The sequence below is a fragment of the Bradyrhizobium sp. 87 genome (assembly GCF_023073015.1).
Classification (GTDB): Bacteria; Pseudomonadota; Alphaproteobacteria; order Rhizobiales; family Xanthobacteraceae; genus Bradyrhizobium; species Bradyrhizobium canariense_D.
In genome coordinates this window covers 82529-102400 of record NZ_JADPIQ010000007.1, presented here as the reverse complement: position 1 = coordinate 102400, position 19872 = coordinate 82529, and the positions used below count along the sequence as shown (strand labels likewise).

General features: G+C 63.6%; 22 protein-coding genes and 1 pseudogene. 8 read left to right on the top strand and 15 right to left on the bottom strand.

Translation table 11 applies throughout. The annotated features are described in order from the left end of the window. The first annotated feature begins 54 nt into the window (after window positions 1-54). Entirely contained in the window at window positions 55-1158 is a 1104-nt protein-coding gene (locus IVB50_RS01595; protein WP_018453826.1) for an NAD(P)/FAD-dependent oxidoreductase, read from the top strand. A 167-nt stretch (window positions 1159-1325) separates the two neighbouring features. On the opposite strand, the gene IVB50_RS01590 is transcribed toward IVB50_RS01595, so the two are convergent. Both IVB50_RS01590 and IVB50_RS01585 read right to left on the bottom strand, forming a co-directional pair. After that, window positions 1326-1505 carry a DUF465 domain-containing protein gene (locus tag IVB50_RS01590; protein ID WP_007596254.1) on the bottom strand — a complete coding sequence of 60 codons (180 nt, stop codon included), beginning with the start codon at window positions 1503-1505 and terminating at the stop codon, window positions 1326-1328. 111 nt (window positions 1506-1616) lie between these two features. Next, window positions 1617-1763 (bottom strand): hypothetical protein, encoded by a 147-nt coding sequence (locus IVB50_RS01585; RefSeq protein WP_240543946.1) that lies wholly within the window; start codon window positions 1761-1763, stop codon window positions 1617-1619. A gap of 69 nt (window positions 1764-1832) precedes the next feature. Between IVB50_RS01585 and IVB50_RS01580 the strand changes: the two genes are divergently transcribed. The 3 genes from IVB50_RS01580 to IVB50_RS01570 all read left to right on the top strand — a co-directional run bounded on the left by IVB50_RS01580 (window position 1833) and on the right by IVB50_RS01570 (window position 2651). Further along, window positions 1833-2039, top strand: coding sequence for a DUF465 domain-containing protein (locus IVB50_RS01580; RefSeq protein ID WP_007596255.1), 207 nt, complete (start codon window positions 1833-1835; stop codon window positions 2037-2039). Between the two features lie 119 nt (window positions 2040-2158). Further along, the gene (locus tag IVB50_RS01575) at window positions 2159-2377 is read left to right on the top strand and encodes a hypothetical protein (RefSeq protein WP_007614210.1); all 219 of its coding nucleotides are present in this window, start codon (window positions 2159-2161) and stop codon (window positions 2375-2377) included. Between the two features lie 22 nt (window positions 2378-2399). After that, a complete protein-coding gene (locus tag IVB50_RS01570) occupies window positions 2400-2651 on the top strand; it encodes a hypothetical protein (RefSeq protein WP_007614211.1) in 252 nt (83 codons plus the stop codon). Here the strand turns inward: IVB50_RS01570 and IVB50_RS01565 are convergent, their stop codons facing one another. After that, window positions 2652-3413, bottom strand: coding sequence for a GGDEF domain-containing protein (locus tag IVB50_RS01565; RefSeq protein WP_018453822.1), 762 nt, complete (start codon window positions 3411-3413; stop codon window positions 2652-2654). 141 nt (window positions 3414-3554) lie between these two features. On the opposite strand from IVB50_RS01565, the gene purE reads away from it, so the two are divergent. Continuing rightward, a complete protein-coding gene (gene purE, locus IVB50_RS01560) occupies window positions 3555-4043 on the top strand; it encodes a 5-(carboxyamino)imidazole ribonucleotide mutase (protein ID WP_007614214.1) in 489 nt (162 codons plus the stop codon). After that, on the top strand, window positions 4040-5146 hold the full coding sequence (locus tag IVB50_RS01555; protein WP_018453821.1) for a 5-(carboxyamino)imidazole ribonucleotide synthase: 1107 nt from the start codon (window positions 4040-4042) through the stop codon (window positions 5144-5146). Before purE ends, IVB50_RS01555 begins: the two co-directional genes overlap by 4 nt. A 36-nt stretch (window positions 5147-5182) precedes the next feature. Here the strand turns inward: IVB50_RS01555 and aqpZ are convergent, their stop codons facing one another. Continuing rightward, window positions 5183-5905 carry an aquaporin Z gene (aqpZ, locus tag IVB50_RS01550; RefSeq protein ID WP_018453820.1) on the bottom strand — a complete coding sequence of 241 codons (723 nt, stop codon included), beginning with the start codon at window positions 5903-5905 and terminating at the stop codon, window positions 5183-5185. Window positions 5906-6165: 260 nt separating this feature from the next. Between aqpZ and rpsU the strand changes: the two genes are divergently transcribed. Both rpsU and IVB50_RS01540 read left to right on the top strand, forming a co-directional pair. After that, window positions 6166-6480, top strand: a complete 315-nt coding sequence (gene rpsU / locus IVB50_RS01545) for a 30S ribosomal protein S21 (RefSeq protein WP_007614218.1) — start codon at window positions 6166-6168, stop codon at window positions 6478-6480. Between the two features lie 125 nt (window positions 6481-6605). Next, window positions 6606-7256 carry a tetratricopeptide repeat protein gene (locus IVB50_RS01540; RefSeq protein WP_026232602.1) on the top strand — a complete coding sequence of 217 codons (651 nt, stop codon included), beginning with the start codon at window positions 6606-6608 and terminating at the stop codon, window positions 7254-7256. 27 nt (window positions 7257-7283) lie between these two features. Here IVB50_RS01540 and IVB50_RS01535 read toward each other — a convergent pair whose 3' ends face one another. From IVB50_RS01535 to IVB50_RS01485, 11 genes and pseudogenes are all read right to left on the bottom strand, one after another. Then, window positions 7284-8246, bottom strand: a complete 963-nt coding sequence (locus tag IVB50_RS01535) for a hypothetical protein (RefSeq protein WP_018453818.1) — start codon at window positions 8244-8246, stop codon at window positions 7284-7286. A 92-nt stretch (window positions 8247-8338) separates the two neighbouring features. After that, the gene (locus IVB50_RS01530) at window positions 8339-8623 is read right to left on the bottom strand and encodes a cupin domain-containing protein (RefSeq protein ID WP_018453817.1); all 285 of its coding nucleotides are present in this window, start codon (window positions 8621-8623) and stop codon (window positions 8339-8341) included. A gap of 34 nt (window positions 8624-8657) precedes the next feature. Continuing rightward, window positions 8658-8913: pseudogene (locus IVB50_RS01525) on the bottom strand (ionic transporter y4hA); the annotation flags it as partial. Window positions 8914-9023: 110 nt separating this feature from the next. Continuing rightward, window positions 9024-10505 carry a sodium:proton antiporter gene (locus IVB50_RS01520; protein ID WP_026232601.1) on the bottom strand — a complete coding sequence of 494 codons (1482 nt, stop codon included), beginning with the start codon at window positions 10503-10505 and terminating at the stop codon, window positions 9024-9026. Then, window positions 10459-11256, bottom strand: coding sequence for an alpha/beta hydrolase (locus IVB50_RS01515; RefSeq protein WP_018453814.1), 798 nt, complete (start codon window positions 11254-11256; stop codon window positions 10459-10461). The genes IVB50_RS01520 and IVB50_RS01515 overlap by 47 nt, the downstream gene beginning before the upstream one ends. A 170-nt stretch (window positions 11257-11426) precedes the next feature. After that, complete coding sequence (locus IVB50_RS01510; RefSeq protein ID WP_018453813.1) at window positions 11427-12824, bottom strand: NAD(P)(+) transhydrogenase (Re/Si-specific) subunit beta; 1398 nt, start codon at window positions 12822-12824, stop codon at window positions 11427-11429. A 42-nt stretch (window positions 12825-12866) separates the two neighbouring features. Next, entirely contained in the window at window positions 12867-13184 is a 318-nt protein-coding gene (locus IVB50_RS01505) for a proton-translocating transhydrogenase family protein (RefSeq protein WP_018453812.1), read from the bottom strand. 11 nt (window positions 13185-13195) lie between these two features. Further along, the gene (locus tag IVB50_RS01500) at window positions 13196-14323 is read right to left on the bottom strand and encodes a Re/Si-specific NAD(P)(+) transhydrogenase subunit alpha (RefSeq protein ID WP_018453811.1); all 1128 of its coding nucleotides are present in this window, start codon (window positions 14321-14323) and stop codon (window positions 13196-13198) included. A gap of 137 nt (window positions 14324-14460) precedes the next feature. Continuing rightward, entirely contained in the window at window positions 14461-14613 is a 153-nt protein-coding gene (locus IVB50_RS01495; RefSeq protein WP_007596280.1) for an aa3-type cytochrome c oxidase subunit IV, read from the bottom strand. A 185-nt stretch (window positions 14614-14798) separates the two neighbouring features. After that, the gene (locus tag IVB50_RS01490; RefSeq protein WP_026232600.1) at window positions 14799-17684 is read right to left on the bottom strand and encodes a cell division protein; all 2886 of its coding nucleotides are present in this window, start codon (window positions 17682-17684) and stop codon (window positions 14799-14801) included. A 210-nt stretch (window positions 17685-17894) separates the two neighbouring features. Beyond that, window positions 17895-19802, bottom strand: coding sequence for a M3 family oligoendopeptidase (locus IVB50_RS01485; RefSeq protein ID WP_018453809.1), 1908 nt, complete (start codon window positions 19800-19802; stop codon window positions 17895-17897). Window positions 19803-19872 lie beyond the last annotated feature (70 nt).

Genomic DNA, 19872 nt, shown 5'->3' with positions numbered 1-19872 from the left:
CGCCCTCCCCAGGCGTGGGGCCATCGTCGCTTCGAGCGGACGTCCTGCACGACCATGGATAGGGTGGACTGCGTCGTCATCGGAGCCGGCGTGATCGGGCTCGCGGTGGCTCGAAAGCTGGCGCAAGCCGGGCGCGAGGTGATCGTGCTCGAGCAAGCCGAGGCCATCGGCACCATCACCTCCTCGCGCAACAGCGAGGTGATCCATGCCGGCATCTACTACCGCGCCGGAAGCTGGATGGCGCGCATGTGCGTCGACGGCAAGCACGCGCTCTATCGTTACTGTTCCGAGCGCGGCATCCCGCACAGGAATTGCGGCAAGCTGATCGTCGCGACCAATCCGAAAGAGACCGAGAAGCTGCAATCGATCAAGGCGCATGCCGAGGCCAACGGCGTGCTCGACATGCAGTTGCTCACGGGTGATGCGGCACGTGCGCTGGAGCCGGCGCTCGCCTGTGACGCCGCGCTGCTGTCGCCGTCGACCGGCATCATCGACAGCCACGCCTACATGCTCTCGCTGCGCGGCGAAGCCGAGGACGCGGGCGCGGCCTTCGCGTTTCACACCCCGCTGATCCGTGCCAAGGCGACCGCCGGCGTCATCGAGATCGAGGCGGGCGGCGAAGCGCCGATGACGCTGCAATGCAGCCTCCTCGTCAACGCCGCCGGGCTCTCGGCGACCACCGTGGCGCGCAACATCGAGGGCATGCCGCTGGAACGGATCCCGACGGCCTACCTCGCCAAGGGAAACTACTTCAGCTGCAATGCTAGGGCGCCGTTCTCGCGCCTGATCTATCCGGTGCCCGAGCCCGGTGGCCTAGGGGTGCATCTGACGCTGGACATGGCCGGGCAGGCCCGTTTCGGCCCTGACGTCGAGTGGATCGAGACGATCGACTATGAGGTCGACCCGTCACGCGCCGAGCGCTTCTACCCGGCGATCCGCAAATACTGGCCGACGTTGCCTGACGGTGCTCTCATGCCGAGCTATTCGGGCATCCGCCCGAAGATTGTGCCGCCGGCGGTGGCCACGCAGGATTTCTTGATGCAGGGCCCGCGCGATCACGGCGTCGAAGGCCTGATCAATCTGTTCGGCATCGAGTCGCCCGGATTGACGTCATCGCTCGCGATCGCGGATCACGTCGCCGAGCTCGCAAACATCTAGTGGTTTAAAGCGAATTGGATTCCGGTTGCGCGTAAAGAACTGCGTCCAGACAAGACGCTGGAGCCGCGCAAATCCTTGCACGCTGCGCGCCTTGCAGCAGGGATGAGCGCAAAGGCTCCCATCCCTGCCTGAAAGGGTGCGATCAACTCTACGCTGTTACGGGGTTACTAGTGGAGCGTGTCGCCGTGCCTGAGACGCTCGATCTGGTCCTTGACCATCAACTTCCGGCGCTTCAACTCAACAATTTGCAGGTCGTCTGTTGAAAGGTGCACGAGAGCTTCGTGCAATTCGTTTTCGAGAGTTTTGTGCTTCCGTTCCAATTCAACCAGATGTGCCTGAATTGTCATTCGAAACCTCCTCGGTAGGGGTGAACCTTGGATTCGACCGGACGAGGAAGTGTACATCACCGATTTGTTCTGTCGATGGATATCAGTCGTCGCGCTGTCATTTTTAGAAATTCATATGTAACGAAGCGTGAGTAAGGGAACCACGCGGGAAAAATCCGTGATATCAATGCGCTTGCGCAACGCCGGAGCGACCGCAGAAATATCTCGCGGGAGATCGGCGCGCGACAGCCCGAGATCGCTTGCGATCACGGCGCGCAAGGACGATAGTTTCCACAGGGCATCCACAGCCTTAATCTCACGCCTATCGGTTTTTCGGCCACCGCAGACATGACCAATGAAGATGCGCGCGAACTCGAATCCGAGCTCGCCCGGTTGCACCAGGAACACCGAGATCTCGATGTGGCGATCGATGCACTGCATCAATCGCCCGCCCCCGACCTGTTGCGGTTACAGCGGTTGAAGAAACGCAAGCTGTTGTTGCGTGACCGTATCGCGTTCATCGAAGACCAGATCACGCCCGACATCATCGCCTGATCCACGGGTAGAACTTTACGGCGGCCCCGCCGCACGTAAATCCGCTTGACTCGAAAGGAACAAAATAAGAACATTTGAGCACCCAACACCCCCGGGGAAACCGTCTAAGGAAAATGCAGATGTCGGCAACCGCCCTTCTCGACAACAGCCATTATGAACAAGCCTGCGATCAGGCGATCGCGATGTGCGACGGCAATCTGCGCAGCACCATCAAGGCGCTGATCATGGCCAATGAATATCTGGAGGCCGAGCTGGAAGAATTGCAGGCGGCGGTTTCCGCAGGCTGCATTCCGGAGACCTCGCGCAGCAAGATGCGGAGCAAGAGCAGCGCCGCCTGACTGTCAGCTATCGGAGCCGACCATGTCCGATGTCACCTATTACGTTGCATTACCTTTCCTGACCGACGAGGACGGATCGCCGGTCGCGGGTGCGGCCGAGGAATGCCAGAGCGCGGCGGCCGCGCTACGGCGCGCCGAGATTATGTCGCACGGCGCCGGCCACACCGGCGCGGTCGCGTTCAGCCGCAGCGGCGATCCCATGACCGGCGAATTCGGGGACGCAAAACTGCTCCGCAGCTTCGGCGACGTACCGAAAGACCTCGGCACGCTTTAACTAGCTGCTGACGAGCCTGATGTGCGGCTCGTGCCGCCGGTGCGCCTTGCGCACATACATCGCGGCATCGGCCTCCTCCAGGGCGCGCGTGGCGTCGGATTGCACTCCGAGCAGGGCGACGCCGGCGGAAGCGCCCGCGCTCACGTGCTGGCCGCGAAAGACAAAGGACAATTCGTCGATGGCCTGCTCGAAAGCCGCGGCCTTCGCCTTGGCGTCGGTCTCGCTGAGATTCCAGAGCAGCAGCGCGAACTCGTCGCCGCCGAGCCGGCCGACCACGTCCGAAGCGCGGATCTGCCGCGTCAGCGTGGTGGCAATCGCCTTCAGGACCTCGTCGCCGGCCGCATGGCCGAAGGAATCGTTGATCGGCTTCAACCGATCGACGTCGAGCACGATCAGCGCCCCGCTGGCGCGGTAGCGCTTCATGTAGGCGACGGCGCGGGCGAGCTCGCGTTCGAAGCCGCGCCGGTTCGGAATTTCGAGCAGGAAATCGGTGTCGGCAGCCGCCTCGAGCTCCGCGACCCGCCGCAGCGCCCCCCTGAGCTTGCTCCGGAGCTCGCGGATGGTCGCGTTGATGGCCGGCTCGATGGCCGCTTTGGCCCCGTCATCGGCAGACGCTGCCCGCTGCGACGGCCTGGTCGGACGCCGCGCCGGACCCTTGATCCGACGCTTGGCCGGACGCTTGAGAGCAACTTTGGAGCGGCCGGCACTGGGCTTCGGGCCCTTTTTGGCCTTCGCAGCGCTTGCCCTTTTTGGTTTCTTCATGGGCATCCTGCTCAATGAAGGCTTGCGGGGATTCACCAAGACAGGATAGTTCATTCCCTTCTCCTTGCCACCGCCTTGCGAGCCACCGGCCGGAACCTTTAGTCTGGCCTATCTTTCTGTTTTTCGAGAACAATTCACGTCATGACCGCGCCGATCGCCATCATCATGGGAAGCCAGTCGGACTGGGACACGATGCGGCATGCCGCCGACACGCTCGCAGGGCTCGGCGTTGCCGCCGACACCCGCATCGTTTCGGCCCACCGCACCCCCGACCGGCTGTTTACGTTCGCCAAAGGCGCCAAGACGGCTGGTTACAAGGTCATCATCGCCGGCGCGGGTGGCGCAGCCCACCTGCCCGGCATGGCGGCGGCTCTGACGGAATTGCCCGTGTTCGGCGTCCCCATCGAATCCAGGACGCTCAAGGGCATCGATTCGCTCTATTCGATCGTCCAGATGCCCGCAGGCATCCCGGTCGGCACCCTCGCCATCGGCAAGGCGGGCGCCATCAATGCGGCGTTGCTGGCGGCGGCCGTGCTGGCCTTGTCCGACCCGGCCTTGTCCGATCGCCTCGCCGCCTGGCGCAAGGCGCAGACCGAGGCCGTGGCCGAGCGCCCGGAGGACAAGGCGTGACTGACGCAAAGCAGGTGAAGCTGAAGCCCGGCGACACCATTGGCATCCTCGGCGGCGGACAATTGGGGCGGATGCTGGCCATGGCGGCGGCCCGGCTTGGCCTGCGCTGCCAGGTGTTCTCGCCCGATCCGGACTCACCGGCCTTCGACGTCGTCCTGAATGCGACCTGCGCCGAATATGCCGATGTCGAAGCACTCGAGCTGTTCGCCAACGACGTCGACGTCATCACCTACGAATTTGAGAACGTGCCGTCCGCGGCCGCGATGGTGCTGGATGCGCGCCGCCCGGTGCTGCCCAACCGCAAGATCCTCGAGACCACCCAGGACCGGCTCGCCGAGAAGGATTTCGTGACGCGGCTGGGCATCGGCACCGCAGCCTACGCCGACGTCACCTCGGTCCCGTCATTGCGCGAGGCGATCGCCAGGATCGGCCTTCCGGCGGTGCTGAAGACCCGTCGCTTCGGCTATGACGGCAAGGGCCAGGCCATCATCCGCGAGGGCGACGACGTCGCGAAAGTGTGGACCAGTCTCGCCACCAAATCGGCCATCCTGGAAGCCTTCGTGCCGTACGAGCGTGAGATTTCCGTGATCGCCGCCCGCTCGGCCACGGGCCAGGTCGAGTGTTTCGACGTCACCGAAAACGAGCACCGCGACCACATCCTGAAGATCTCCCGTGCGCCCGCCCGGATCCCGGACGTGCTCGCCGAGGAAGCGCGCAGTATCGCCGGCAAGATCGCGGGCGCGCTCGATTATGTCGGCGTGCTTGCCGTCGAGATGTTCGTGCTCGCCAACGGCACCGGACCCAAGGTGCTGGTCAACGAGATCGCTCCGCGCGTGCACAATTCCGGACATTGGACGCTCGACGGTGCGTCCGTCTCGCAGTTCGAGCAGCACATCCGCGCCATTGCCGGCTGGCCCCTCGGCAAGCCCGTGCGCCACGGCGAAGTCGTCACCATGACCAATCTGATCGGCGACGAGATCAACGAATATGACAAGTGGCTGAGCGTCGCGGGCGCAACGGTGCACATCTACGGCAAGGGCGCGCCGCGTCCGGGCCGCAAGATGGGACATGTCACCGAAGTGCGACCCACGACCGGCAAATAACGGGACCGCGGCGCATGCCGCGATCCCGCTTTGCAGTTATGCCGTCTTCGCGCCCGCGACGACGCCAGTGGGCTCTTCGCTGAGCCAACGATAGATCACCCCGCCCAGCGCGCCGCCGATCAGTGGCGCAACCCAGAACAACCAGAGCTGCGACAGCGCCCAGCCGCCGACGAACAGCGCGGGCCCCGTGCTACGCGCCGGGTTCACGGAGGTGTTGGTGACGGGGATGCTGACGAGATGGATCATCACCAGCGCGAGCCCGATCGCCAGCGGCGCAAAGCCGGCGGGCGCGCGGCCGTGAGTCGCGCCCATGATGATGAACAGGAACATCATGGTCATGACCACCTCGGTGAGGAAGCACACGATCATGCTGTACTGGCCGGGAGAATGGGCATCGTACCCGTTGGACGCGAACCCCTTGCTGACGTCGAAGCCGGGAGCTCCGCTTGCGATGACGTAGAGCAGCCACGCGGCCACGATCGCGCCGGCGACCTGCGCAATCACATAAGGCAGGATCTGTCCGGCCGGAAAACGTCCGCCGGCGGCAAGACCGACAGTGACGGCCGGATTGAGATGACAGCCTGAGATGTGGCCGATCGCATAGGCCATGGTGACCACGCTCAGTCCGAACGCGAGGGAGACACCGACCAGACCGATGCCAACCTGCGGAAAGCCGGCTGCGATCACCGCACTTCCGCAACCTGCGAATGTGAGCCAAAAGGTACCGATAGCTTCGGCCGCGTATTTCTTCATATCCATGTGTCGTCCCCTGCTTTCAAAGATTCCGGAACAAAGCTCCGGAAACGGCCCCACCCTTGGCGTCAAATCTCCCAAATCAGGGCCGCACAGAGGTATTTTGCCTCATTTAATGGCTGAACTTGGCCCGAAAACCCGCTTGGCCGGTGGACATCCCAAGTTTTGTCTGATACATCCGCGCCCTCAAGGTTAAGGGCTTGTGCGTTTCGCCATCCCCTTTGACTTACCAGAATTCAAATCCGATCCACTGAAGAGGATGCCGCGTGCAGGTTCTCGTTCGCGATAACAATGTCGATCAAGCCCTCAAGGCGCTGAAGAAGAAGATGCAGCGCGAGGGTATTTTCCGCGAGATGAAGCTCCGCGGTCACTACGAAAAGCCCTCCGAGAAGAAGGCCCGTGAAAAGGCCGAAGCCGTGCGTCGCGCACGCAAGCTGGCCCGCAAGAAGCTGCAGCGCGAAGGCCTGCTGCCGATGAAGCCGAAGCCGGTGTTCGGTGCTGGCCCCGGCGGTGATCGTGGCGGTCGCGGCGGCCCGGGTGCAGGCGCAGGTGCAAGTGCTGGTCCGCGCGGACCGCGCTGATTTACCCGACTTGAGAGATTTCAGTTTTCGATGACGCGGGCCCCTGGCCCGCGTTATTGTTTTGTGAGCGGTGCCTTGCTGGGATGGGGCACTACCGATGCGGCACTAGCGCGAGCGAACCGTAGATGGCCTCCCCTCTCCCCAAGCGCGGCTTGGCGCGGCTACGGCAGATCTTGCAGCAGCCGTTTGCGCTGGCCTTGATGGGGATTTCGCTATGCGGCTGCTCCTTCGACCTGGGGTCGCTGACGCCGGAGAAGGAGAAGCCGCAGGAGGCACCCAAGGCGGCCACGACCGCTGAGAACGTGGTCAGCGCCGGCAATGTCAGCGAAGCCCAAGCCCATACGGCAAAGGCCCAGGCTCTGGCAAAGTCCGGCGAGACGGCGGCCGCGCTCGATGAATTCAATCACGCGGTCGGACTCGATCCGTACAACGCGCAGGCGCTCTATGGCCGCGCCCTGATCTACCAGGGCAAGAACCAGCACGACTTCGCCATCGCCGATTTCAGTGCCGCGAGCGGCCTTAACCCGCAGAAGGTCGAGCCGCTGCTCGGCCGCGCCACCAGTTATCTCGCCGTCGGCAAGGTCAAGGAGGCCGCGGCCGATCTGGATGAGGCTTCCGAGGCCGATCCCCACAATGCCCAAGTCTGGACCATACGCGGGCAAGCCTATGAACGGCTGGGCGACAGGACCAAGGCGGCGGCGTCCTACACCAAGGCGGTCTCGCTTCGCCCACGCGACGACGCCGCCCGCAGCGGCCTCGCCCGCGTCGGCGGCTGACGAGTCTGGCGCAGCGCGGGCGCCGTCTTAATCCGGGGTGACGCTCTTCGGCAGAACGGAGTGGAACATGGACTTAACGCCCGACAGCATGTCGTCGGCGACATTGGTCTTCGGCCGCGGCATCGACGCGCCGGCATCGGCGCGCAGATCGAGCGGGGGCGCAATCATCGGGACCGGAATATCAGCCGGCGGCGTCAGCCGATTCGGGTTCTCGTTGCCGACCGACGCCGTGTAGGGCGGGCTCGGCTGCGACGAGCCGCCATTGCCATAGGCCTCGGCTGCGGGTGTCGAGACCGTGATCGGCGGCGGCAACGGACGCACCGATGACGTATCCACGGGAATGATACGCGGGGCCTCCGGAGTGCGGGCGGCTTCACGCACCGCAGGCTCCTGAGTCTTCTCGGGCGCCTTGGTCTCGGAAGACTTATTGTCGGAAGCCTTTGTGTCGGCAGCCTTTGTGTCGGAAGCTTTGGCCTCAGCCGCTTTGCTCTCAGGCGACTTGCGCAGGCGCTCGATCGCGGCGCGCACGAGATCGTTGGCGTCGGGGGTTGCGGCCGGCGCGGCAGCAGCGGGCGCCGAATTGGCCTCCACCACCGGGGCGGCGGGAGCGGCTGCACTGACGGCCGGCGTGGACTTGGCGACTGCCTTCTCGCGACCGGACGGCTTGCCGCGCGGGGCGGCCTCGGCCGGTGCCACGTCCGCCGTCGAGGTCTTCGACTCCGCGCCCGGATGATCGGCAGCCTTCTCGGCCGCCGGCTTGTCCGTCACGTTCTTCTCGGAGATGCCCTTGGCCTTGACGCCGGGCGCGGGGAGGTTGGCCACATCGGCGGGCTTGCCGTTCTTGCCGGCCTCGGCGGGCGCCGTCACGGCCGCGGGCGCATCCGCCGCCGGCTTGGCGTTGATGTAATGATTAACGATATACGCCCCGATGATCGTTGCGAGCACCGAGGGGAAGATGTCCATCGAGATTTTAGCGATGTATTTCAGCATTCCGGCCACTCCCCGCGCGATCTGATGCGGGAACTTTGAGGCATAGTGAGGGATCAACTGCGACGGATCAATGGCAAAGGGGTACGCCGGACTTACGACTTCAGCTCAACCTCAAGGAACACGATCTCGGTTGCGGTTTCGTTAAGCACGTCGTGCTGGACGCCGGCCTTGCGAAAATAGGATTTCCCGGCCGCAAGCTGTGCTTTGGACCGCTCGCCATCGGGCGCCACGATGGTCATTTCCCCTCCGACCACGGGAACAATGACGTAGTCCATGCCATGGGTGTGATGCCCGGTGGCGCTGTTTGGCGCGAGCCGCCACTCGGTCACCCGAACCTGCTCATTGTCGACCTGAACCTCGGACTCGGCGGCAAGCATCGGAACTCTCCTGGGGCATATCCGGAAAACCGGTTCAGGGCACGAAAACCACGAACACGTAGACGGCAAATACCACCTTATGGACCAGCCCGAACAGGACATTGGTCCTGCCCGTACCGAAGGTCAGCATGCTCAGGAAGAAGGTCAGGAGCAAAGGCAGGCGGCGCGCCGATCCTGGCCGCGACGGCATCGACCACCAGCGAGAATTTCTTGGACAGCAACACGACCGCCAGCAGCGCAATCAGCAGCAGCACGACGCTGAGCACCAAGGCCCGGCCCGACAGATGCGCCTCGCACGGCCAGCGCCGGAAAGATCCAGGCCGATCGAGGCGTCGGATTGTGCGCGCTCATCCATCGGCTCCAATTGTCTCAGCCGAGCAGTAGCAATCGCGCGGCAGATTCAATGCCAGCGCAGGATCGGAGCGAACGGCAGCAGCGTCAGCAGCACGAACAGCGGGATCAGCACCGCGCTGGCGCGCAGGAAATAACCGAAGAAGCTCGGCATCTCGATGCCGTTCTCGCTGGCGATGCTGCTCACCATGAAATTCGGCGCATTGCCGATATAGGTAAGCGCGCCCATGTAGACTGCGCCCATGGAGATGGAGGCGAGCGTGCCCGAGAGTTCGTGCATCAGCATCTGCGGGTCGCCGCCGGCGAGCTCGAAGAACAACAGATAGGTCGGCGCATTGTCGAGGAACGCCGACATCAGACCGGTGAACCAGAAATAGGCAACCTCGCGCGGCGTGCCGTCCGGAGCGGTCACGGCCGACAACAGCCAGGCGAACGCGCCGTGATGGCCGGCATCGAGCATGGCGATGACCGGGATGATCGCGATGAAAATGCCGGCGAACAGCTTTGCGACTTCGCGGATCGGCTCCCAGGTGAAGCCGTTGGCCTGCCGGTGCTCGTCCGGCGTCAACCACACCGACAGGCCCGCTATGGCCAGCAGCGCCGCGTTGCGGGCGATATCTTCCAGCTCCAGCCTGGTTCCGAGAATGTCGAAAGCGATGCCGGGCTTCCACATCGCCGAGGCCAGCAGGCTCGCGACGATGGCTGCAATCAGCACCAGGTTGACGAGGCCGCGGATGCGGACCGGCTTCGCGGCGCCGGCGGCGCCGAGCAAGGGTTCGCTGCGGAAGCGCCAGACGTCGATGACGACGAAGATCGCGAGCAGCAGTCCGGCAACGATCGCCGTCTGCAGCCAGATGGTCCGCGTGGTCCAGAAGAAGTCGACACCATGCAGGAAGCCGACGAACAGCGGGGGATCGCCGAGCGGGCTCAGCGCGCCACCGACATTGGCGACCAGGATGATGAAGAAGATGACGACATGGGCGTTGTAGCGCCGCGGTCGGTTGGCGCGGATCAGAGGGCGGATCAGGATCATGGCCGCCCCCGTGGTGCCGACGACACTCGCCATCACCGTACCGAGCGCGAGGATGCCGGCATTTGATGCCGACGTCGCCTTGATGTCGCCCGTCACGAGAATGCCGCCAGCCACGACATAGAGCGAGAACAGCAGCACGATGAAGCCGAGATATTCGGCGAGCATGGCGTGAACGAGCGCCGCCAACGTCGCCATGCTCCCGGCCAGGATGACGAGCGAGGCGAGTGCCAGCAGCGACCAGGCCGCGGCGATCTTGCCGTAATGATGGTGCCAGACTTTTGCAAACAGCAGCGGCCCGAGAGCGATCGACAGCAGGAGGCCGGCAAAGGGCAGCGCATACGGCCAGCGCATCGCCGCGCCGTCGAGCCCGGTCGCCGCCCATGCGTGCTGTGGCAACAACACGACGAGGATCGCGGCGATGAACCCGCTCGCGCGCCGAACGACAAGCCGTCTAGAAAGCAATGAAGTGCCTCGCCGTTTCAATCGCACCGAACGCATCGAGATTGTCGTGTCCACCGCCCGCAAAGCGAACGAACTCCTTCGGTTCGTGCGCAAGCGCGAACAGACGCTCTCCGAACACGATGGAAATGGCAAGGTCATCGGTGCCATGCATCACCAATAGCGGCACAGTGACGCGCGGGATGCGCTCGTCGGAATGAAATGGATCTCGCATCAGCAGGCGGACCGGAACGTACCAGAACGATGAAGCTGCAATATCGGCCGTCGATGTATAGGGCGCTTCCAGGATGAGTTTTCCAACACGATGCTCCGAGGCGATCGCGACCGCCACGCCGGTCCCGAGCGAAAAGCCCCACGCGACGATTCGCTCCGCCGCGTAGCGCGCGGTGGTGAAGGCGTAGGCGGCCGCGGCATCGCGCAGCAGGCCCGCCTCGCTCGGCGCCCCGCTCGAGCCGGCATAGCCGCGATAGGACAGCGCGACCAGGCCGGTGCCGTCCGCCGTCATGGCCTTGAGGCGGCTGACGCGACCAGCGAGATAATCGCCATTGCCCGGAAAATACAGGATCACGGGGCGGCCTGGCTTCGCCGGCACGTGCCAGACGATGACATTCTCGCCATCGGAGGTAGTCAGGACGTGCTCTTCGGCCTCGGGGAAGCCTGCGGCGTCCGGCGTGGTGCGACCGACGGGCGGGATCGGAAACAGCATCTCGCGCTGCCTGACATACAGCACGAGGAGACCGGCGCAATAGACGGTCACGAGCAGGATGGCGATCCATTTGACGATGGTCATGATGACGCGACCCGGCCCCTGTTCAGGGTTTGCACCGGCTCGGCAGCAATTTCATGACATCGCCCGAGGCGGGCCGGAACGTCACGGCAGCCGCACGCCGCCTGGTGAGCGGTGTGCCACGCGACGCGCTGCTCGCGCGTCGCATTGGCAATGGCCCGCTTGCCTCCGCGCTACATCGCCTTGACGATGTTCTCGGTGACCTTCTTGGCGTCGCCGAGCAGCATCATGGTGTTGTCGCGATAGAACAGCGGATTGTCGATGCCGGCATAGCCGGAAGCGAGCGAGCGCTTGATGAACATCACGGTGCCGGCCTTCCAGACCTGGAGCACCGGCATGCCGTAGATCGGCGAGGTCTTGTCCTCTTCGGCCGCCGGATTGGTGACGTCGTTGGCGCCGATCACGAAGGCGATATCGGCCTGCGCGAATTCGGAGTTGATGTCCTCGAGCTCGAACACCTCGTCATAGGGCACGTTGGCCTCGGCCAGCAGCACGTTCATGTGGCCGGGCATGCGGCCGGCGACCGGGTGAATGGCGTATTTCACCTCGACGCCTTCTTTCTTCAGGATGTCGCCCATTTCACGCAGCGCATGCTGAGCCTGTGCCACCGCCATGCCATAGCCGGGCACGATGATGACCTTCTGCGCGTTCTTCATGATGAAGGCTGCGTCGTCGGCCGAGCCGAGCTTGGCCGGCTTCTGCTCGCCGCCGCCACCGCCGGCCGCCGCGGTCTCGCCGCCGAAGCCGCCGAGAATGACCGAGATGAAGGAGCGGTTCATCGCGTGGCACATGATGTAGGACAGGATCGCGCCGCTTGATCCCACCAGCGCGCCGGTGATGATCAGCGCGGAATTGCCGAGGGTGAAGCCGATGCCGGCCGCGGCCCAGCCCGAGTACGAGTTAAGCATCGAAATCACGACCGGCATGTCGGCGCCGCCGATCGGGATGATCATGAGGACGCCGAGCGCCAGCGCGATGATGACGATCAGCCAGAAGTCGAGCGCGCTGCCCGTCATGACCAGCCCGACGATGAAGACGACGAGCGCGATCGCGAGCGCAATGTTGATGATGTGGCGGAACGGCAGGATGATCGGCGCACCGCTCATGCGCGCGGACAGCTTCAGGAACGCGATCACCGAGCCGGTGAAGGTCAGCGCGCCGATGGCGACGCCGAGCGACATCTCGACCAGGCTCTGCGGATGGATGTTGCCGGGGCTGCCGATGTCGAAGGCCTCCGGCGCGTAGAACGCACCGGCCGCGACCAGCACCGCGGCCATGCCGACCAGCGAATGGAACGCGGCGACCAGTTCCGGCATTGAGGTCATCGGCACCCGGCGGGCAATCACTGCGCCGACGCTGCCGCCGATCGCGATGCCAAGGATCACGAGGATCCAGGCGAGGCCGTCCGCCGGCGGATGGCTGGCCAGCGTGGTGGCGACCGCGATCGCCATGCCGATCATGCCGAAGAAATTACCCTGCCGCGATGTGGCGGGGCTGGACAGCCCGCGCAGCGACAGGATGAACAGCACACCTGCCACGAGATACAGAACTGCAGCCAGATTGGCGTTCATCTCAGGTCCCCTTTGTCTTTGTCACCCCGAGGTGAACGCCGCTCACTTCACCTTCTTCTTGTACATCGCCAGCATGCGCTGGGTGACAAGGAAGCCGCCGAAGATATTCACGCAGGCGAAAATGAGCGCGATGAAGCCGAAGCCGCGCGCCCAGCCCGAGCCGCTCGAGATCATGCCGACCCCGACCGCGAGCAGCGCACCGACCACGATCACCGAGGAGATCGCATTGGTCACGCTCATCAGCGGCGTATGCAGCGCCGGGGTCACCGACCACACCACGAAATAGCCGACGAAGACGGCGAGAACGAAGATCGACAGCCGGAAGACGAAGGGGTCGACGACCTGTGCAACATGCTCCATGGCGGCTCTCCTTACGCTTTCGGCTGGAAGTTCGGGTGGATGACGGCGCCGTCCCTGGTCAGCGCGGTCGCTTTGACGAGCTCGTCGTCCCAGTTCACGGCCAGCGCCTTGCTGGTCTTGTCGACCATCGTTTCGATGAAGTTGAACAAATTGCGCGCGTAGAGGCTGGAGGCCGACGCCGCGACGCGGCCGGCGACGTTGGTGTAGCCGACGATCTTGATGCCACCGACATCAGCGACCTCGCCCGCCTTGACGCCTTCGACATTGCCGCCGCGCTCGACGGCGAGATCGACCAGCACTGATCCCGGCTTCATCGACTTGACCATGTCAGCCGTGACGAGCCTCGGCGCCGGCCGGCCCGGAATCAGCGCGGTGGTGATCACGATGTCCTGCTTCTTGATGTGCTCGGCGGTGAGCGCGGCCTGCTTGGCCTGGTATTCCTTGGACATTTCCTTGGCGTAGCCGCCGGCGGTCTGCGCGTTCTTGAATTCCTCGTCCTCGACGGCGAGGAATTTTGCACCGAGCGATTCGACCTGCTCCTTGGTGGCGGGCCGGACGTCGGTCGCGGTGACGACGGCGCCGAGACGGCGTGCGGTCGCGATCGCCTGGAGGCCGGCGACGCCGACGCCCATCACGAACACTTTGGCGGCGGGCACCGTGCCGGCCGCGGTCATCATCATCGGGAAGGCGCGTCCGAAGGCCTCGGCGCCCTCGATCACGGCGCGGTAGCCGGCGAGGTTGGCCTGCGAGGACAGCACGTCCATCACCTGCGCGCGCGTGATGCGCGGCATCAATTCCATCGCGAAGGCGGAGACACCGGCATCGGCGATCGTCTTCAGCGCGGCCTCGTTGCCGTAGGGGTCCATGATGGCGATGACGAGCGCGCCGCGCTTGTACTGCGCCAACTCGGAGGCTTCAGGGCGCTTCACCTTGATGATGATGTCGGCGTCCTTCAGCGCGTCGGCGCTGACGGTGGCGCCCACGGCGGTGAATTCGGAGTCCGGCAGGCCCGACTTGAGGCCGGCGCCCGGCTCGACGGCGATCTCGGCGCCCAACGCCTTGAACTTCTTCACCGTATCCGGCGAAGCGGCGACCCGCGGCTCCGACGGATCGATTTCCTTGGCAACGGCGATCTTCATAGGCCCTCCGGCGACGCGGGAAGAAGCGCGCACGCGAACTTAGCGTTACTCCCGCAACGTTGGATACCGGTTTTCAATCCGGCTTGATTGCAAATTTTATAGGCACCGACGACACTGGCGGTGCTGCAGGGGATGAATCAGGTCAGGAAGATCGCCATCAGGATCACGATAAGCGCGACCGAGACCGTGCCGTACTTCACCAGCTTGATGAAGCCCTCGTAGGTCTGCTCGTGGGCAACGTAGTCGTTGCCGTCGGCGGTGCTGTACGCCACTTCGCTATGGTCAGCCATGAATTGTCCCCAGTCGAAAGTCGAATTTCGTGGCTGGGATACCGCAAACTTCCGGGCAGGGCAACGGCACGGAGGCGCGGTTTCCCGGCAAATCAGGTCATTTGGAATTCCAATGGGCGGGAATTCGGCTCAGACCGGTGATCCGCCCGTCAGAGGCGGTCTCCGATGCCACGAGCCGAGGCCTCTCAGCGCAGGCCGAGCGCACGGCGGACTGCGCCGATCGGCTCCACCTTGCTGTCGCAGAAGTTTCGCTTTGCGCAGCGTTCTCCCGGAACGTTGACGACGATTGCATCCGCGCCGGCATCCTCGGTGAGAAAACCGTGGCTCATGTGGAAACCCAGCGCGCGGTAGACCTCGAACTGCTCCTCCGAGAAGAACTGGTCACCGGTGGTTTCATGCGGGAAGGTGTCGTTGCGGCGTGCATAGTCGCGGATGTAGTCGTTCTCGTCTCCGGTCAGGGACGACTTGATGTACACGAGGTACCCCTTTTCCCCCGAGCCGTAGTCGATGGTGCCGACCGCCACGTGCGGTCCGCCCGCCGTGCGCCGGGCCGGGGATTTGGTTGCGTTGCACTTCATCCACTCGAGCGTGGTGTTGCGGATCGGCGTCCACGGCAGATCGATGATGATCCCGAGATCGATGCGCGCATAGCGCTGCAGCGTCACCAGGGATGAGAAATTCATGGGTGCATCGGCTTCGGCGTCAACCGCGATGATCACCTTGCAGCGTCGTCGCAACAACTCGTAGACACCGAGATTCTCGATGTGTCCGCCGTCCGTCAGGTAGACCGCATCGGCATTCTCGTAAAGCCGGCCCGAGATCTCAGACCATAGAAACAAAGGGGTCGAGTGGTGCTGCGGCTTGTCCTTTGTCGAGACCCAGCGCGGGTTCTTCAACCAGTACCCCAGGCGCACGTTGAGGAGCGCCAGGGTCGGGGTCAGCGAGCGGATCGACCCCGAGCCCATGTTCGACGAAGCAGCGGCCCCGGAGATTGCCATCGCGGTCGCAAGATCGAGGCCCGGCGCGACCTTCTCGAATGCCGGTGTATTCGCATAGCCAGTGGCCTCGCTGCCGACGTGCAGCGGCGAGAATATGAAGAAATCCGCGTTCCGTCCCCGCCGATTGGCGAAGTCGGATCCTTGGATGTTCAGCGCGGCGTTGATGATGGGATATGGCGAGGCCAGGCTGCATTTTTTCGATGTCGCGACCGTCATCGCTCCCGCTGGATCGACCCCGTAGACCATCTGATGTAACAGACCGCTCAGCTTCTCCTCGTCGAGCGGAAGGAAATCCCTCCCCTGGTCCAGGCTCGGCATGTTCCGCGACGGCTCCCCGTCGGCGTAATAGAGCGGATTGAACAAGAAGGCCTTGCTGAGGCGATCACGATAGAGCCGGTGCAACGAATTGGCATTCGGCCCGAGAACCCACGACAGGCCGAACATGGCCGAGCCCGACAAGAAGTAGAGCAGCATCATCCGCCAGCTGACACTGTTGCCGAACTGGTACTTCGACCAAGTGAATTTGTCCGGGGACTGCAATGACGCAACGGAAAACAGCCATGCGGGAATGTGCGAGATCGGCCCCACCGGCTTGGAGACGACGACCTTCGCTTCGCGATTGGTGATTTCGGCCGAGAGCTTGCGGGTCGCCGAGTCAAACTGGACATTTCCCTTGACATCGACACCGGCCGCGGGCGGCACGGGTTGCACGCCAGCCGCTCCCCACTCCTCGATCATGGGGTATTGACGGTAGGCGGCGTCGAGGGTCTTGTCGTTCGCGATGCCCCAATAGCAAAGATAGAGATATCCGACCCAGATCAGCAAGGGCAGCGCCAGTCCCGCGACAAGCACGGCTGCTTTCGCCGCATGGGCGAGCAGGCGTGATCCCAGGTCCGAGGCGCCGGCGCCCTTCAGCAGGTCGGCGAATTGCTGCCGGAACAGCGTGACAGCCGCCGCAACCGGCGCAGTGATGGCCGCAAGCGATTGGACCCACTTGATTGCAACGCCGCCAATGATGCCGCCGGACTGAGTCGTGTTAGCGTCGGCGACATCGAACATCTGGGCGATCATGAAGGGCTGAAATTCGAAGAAGCAGATGGCGGCAAGCAGAACGAGATAGGTCGCGCCGACCGTCGACGGATAGCCGCGGAATTCACCTCCCTTGGTCGACGAAATCGATCGCAGCACTGCCCAGCCAAAGAAAAGCGCAAGGCCGAGCAGGACCGCTGCAAGCGAAAGGCCAAAGTGATCGACATTCAGGCAGCTGGCGATCGCACAGATGAGACCCATCGCAAACGCAAGACCGGCCAGGTACCGAAACAGCTCGCGCCGCCCGACTTTGAAAAGGCGCCCGACCAACAAAAGCAGCAAAGCGACAACAAGGCCGACAAGAAAGAAGGCAGGCATCAATCCCAGGCTGGAGAGGGGACCAAGATTGTGGGTGTCGTCGACGCTCAGGCCGAAGAAATTGGTCGTATAGAGTGACGAGCGTGCGGCGTTGGACAGGATCGTGATCACTGCAACGAGCAGTACAACCGGCAGCGTCAGGCTCAGATTGGCAACGAGTCCACGCACGACGATTGCGACGCCGGTGATCAGGTCGCGCGCGCCGGCCGGAACGAGATAGTTCGAGTAATTCCGGATATGGCCCACCGCAGGCGTGTCACTGATCTCATTTGCGCTCTCGGCTCCAGGTGTCGGCGTGCTTCCGAAGACGAAATTCTGCGCCCGCGTCATGGTCGCCGTAAACGAACAGCCGGTGTAACCGCCGCCCGATACGGTCGACAGATAGTCGATGTGCTTGATGAGCCCGTGGTGATTGAAAGCCTGCAAGACGCCGAGGCAGATTGCGGAGGATCGGATCCCGCCGCCTGACAGCGCAAGGCCGACCGTGTCGATCGCCTTTTCGTCGCCAGGGTATGCAACGGGATCCATACCCTGGGCTAGGCGGCGGTTGTTGATGGCTGCGAGCTCGCGCTTGACGATCTTCCGGTGCTGCGTCCCCCACAGCTGCTGTTCCCCCACAGCCCGTGGCGGCTCCACCTTGGGGTCTGGGGCACTGATCCTGGCCATGTTCGCCTCCCTGGCCGAGCACACGCGACGATCAACGATCACAGATTGCATTGCAGGTCGAACCCGCCTGCAAGAATTAGTCCGGTCCCGGGCACAAACGTTCAATGTGCATGGCGGGATCTTTACAACCCGCCTCCCCCGTTGTCGGAACAACGGGACACTCGGACGGCCGACCCGACCTGCTCGCTGCAGCGCTGAAGGCGGTTCGGCTCAGCCCATCGCTTCCAGTTCGTCGATCATGCCGGCGATGACGCTCAGGCCGCCGTCCCAGAACTTTGGATCCTTGGCATCGAGCCCGAACGGCCGCAGCAGTTCGGAATAATGCTTGGTGCCGCCGGCGGCGAGCATGTCGAGATAGCGCTCGGCAAAGCCTTCGGCCGCGTTCTCGTAGACGGCGTAGAGCGAGTTCACGAGACAATCGCCGAATGCATAGGCGTAGACGTAGAACGGCGAATGGATGAAGTGCGGGATGTACATCCAGTAGTTCTCGTAGCCCGCTTTGATCTCGATTGCCGGACCAAGGCTCTCGCCCTGCACCGAGAGCCAGATCTCGCCGAGCCGCGTCGCGGTGAGCTCGCCGTTCTTGCGTTCGGTGTGGACCGCGCGCTCGAAGGAATAGAACGCGATCTGCCGCACCACGGTGTTGATCATGTCCTCGACCTTGCCGGCGAGCAGCGCCTGGCGCTGCCTTGCGCTCCTGGTCTGCGCCAGCAGCCGCCGGAAGGTCAGCATCTCGCCGAACACGCTCGCGGTCTCCGCCAGCGTCAGCGGCGTCGGCGCCATCAACGCGCCGTTCCTGGCCGCCAGCACCTGATGCACGCCATGGCCGAGCTCATGGGCGAGCGTCATCACGTCGCGCGGCTTGCCCTGGTAGTTCATCAGCACGTAGGGGTGCGCGGACGGCGTGGTCGGATGCGAGAAGGCCCCCGGCGCCTTGCCCGGACGTACCGGCGCGTCGATCCAGCGGTCGGCAAAGAAGCGCTCGGCGATATCAGCCATCTTGGGCGAGAAGCCGCGATAGGCGGAGAGCACCATGTTTCGCGCATCGCCCCAGCCGATCACGTCGGTCGCAGCAAAAGGCAGCGGCGCGTTGCGGTCCCAATAGGCCAGGCGCTTCCTGCCGAACCAGCGTGCCTTCAGCGCGTAGTAGCGATGCGACAATTTTGGATAGGCTGCGCGCACCGAGGCGACCAGCGCATCCACCACCTCGCGCTCGACGCGGTTGTTCAGGTGCCGGGAATCTGCGACGTCCTTGAAGCCGCGCCAGCTATCGGAGATGTCCTTGTCTTTGGCCAAAGTGTTGGTGATCAGCGCAAAGGTGCGCTCATTGGCCTTGAAGGTCTTTGCGAGCGCCTCTGCCGCGGCCTTGCGCTTGGCGCCGTCGCGGTCCTGCAACAGATTGAGCGTCGGCTCGATCGCGAGCTCCTTGGGCCCGACCTTGAAGCGCAGGCTCGAAATGGTCTGGTCGAACAGCCGATTGAAGGCGGAATAGCCGGTCTGCGCCTTCTCCAGGAAGAGCTGCTCGAGCTTGTCCTCGAGCTGGTACGGTTTCTCCTTGCGTAGATCCTCGATCCAGGGACGGTAGTGCGCGAGCTCGGTGGCCTGCATCGCGCGGTTCAAAATATCGTCATCGATCCGGTTGAGCTCGAGCGCGAAGAACAGCAGATGCGTCGATGCCGCCGTCAGGCGCTCGGAAACGTCGCCGTAAAACTTTGAAATCTTGGGGTCCACGCTGTCGCCGGCATGAACGAGGCCAGCGTACGAGCCGAGCCGGCCGGCGAGGTCGTCGATCGCCTCATAGCGTCGCACGGCTTCTGCGAGCCATTTTCCGCCATCTTCCTTTGCTGTTCCTGTTGCGAGCTTGCCCTTGTAGTCCGTCTCGAACGCGACGCAATCGGCATCCATCTTTGCGAGATCGCGCGCCACTTCCGGCGCATCGATCCCGGAATAGAGGTCGGCGAGGTTCCACTCCGGAAGCTTGCCGGTCTTGCTCGCAGGCTTTGCGGGTGAAGGTCTGGAGGACTTTGCCTTGATGACCGATTGCTTGGTGCCTGGTTTGCGGAGAGCAGACTTTTTGAGAGCAGACTTTTTGAGTGCAAGCTTGGAGCTCGAATTCATTGTGTGGGAAACCTGTGTTCAACAATCGCGACGGCGGGCGGGGGCATCAGGATTTAACAGTGCGTTAATC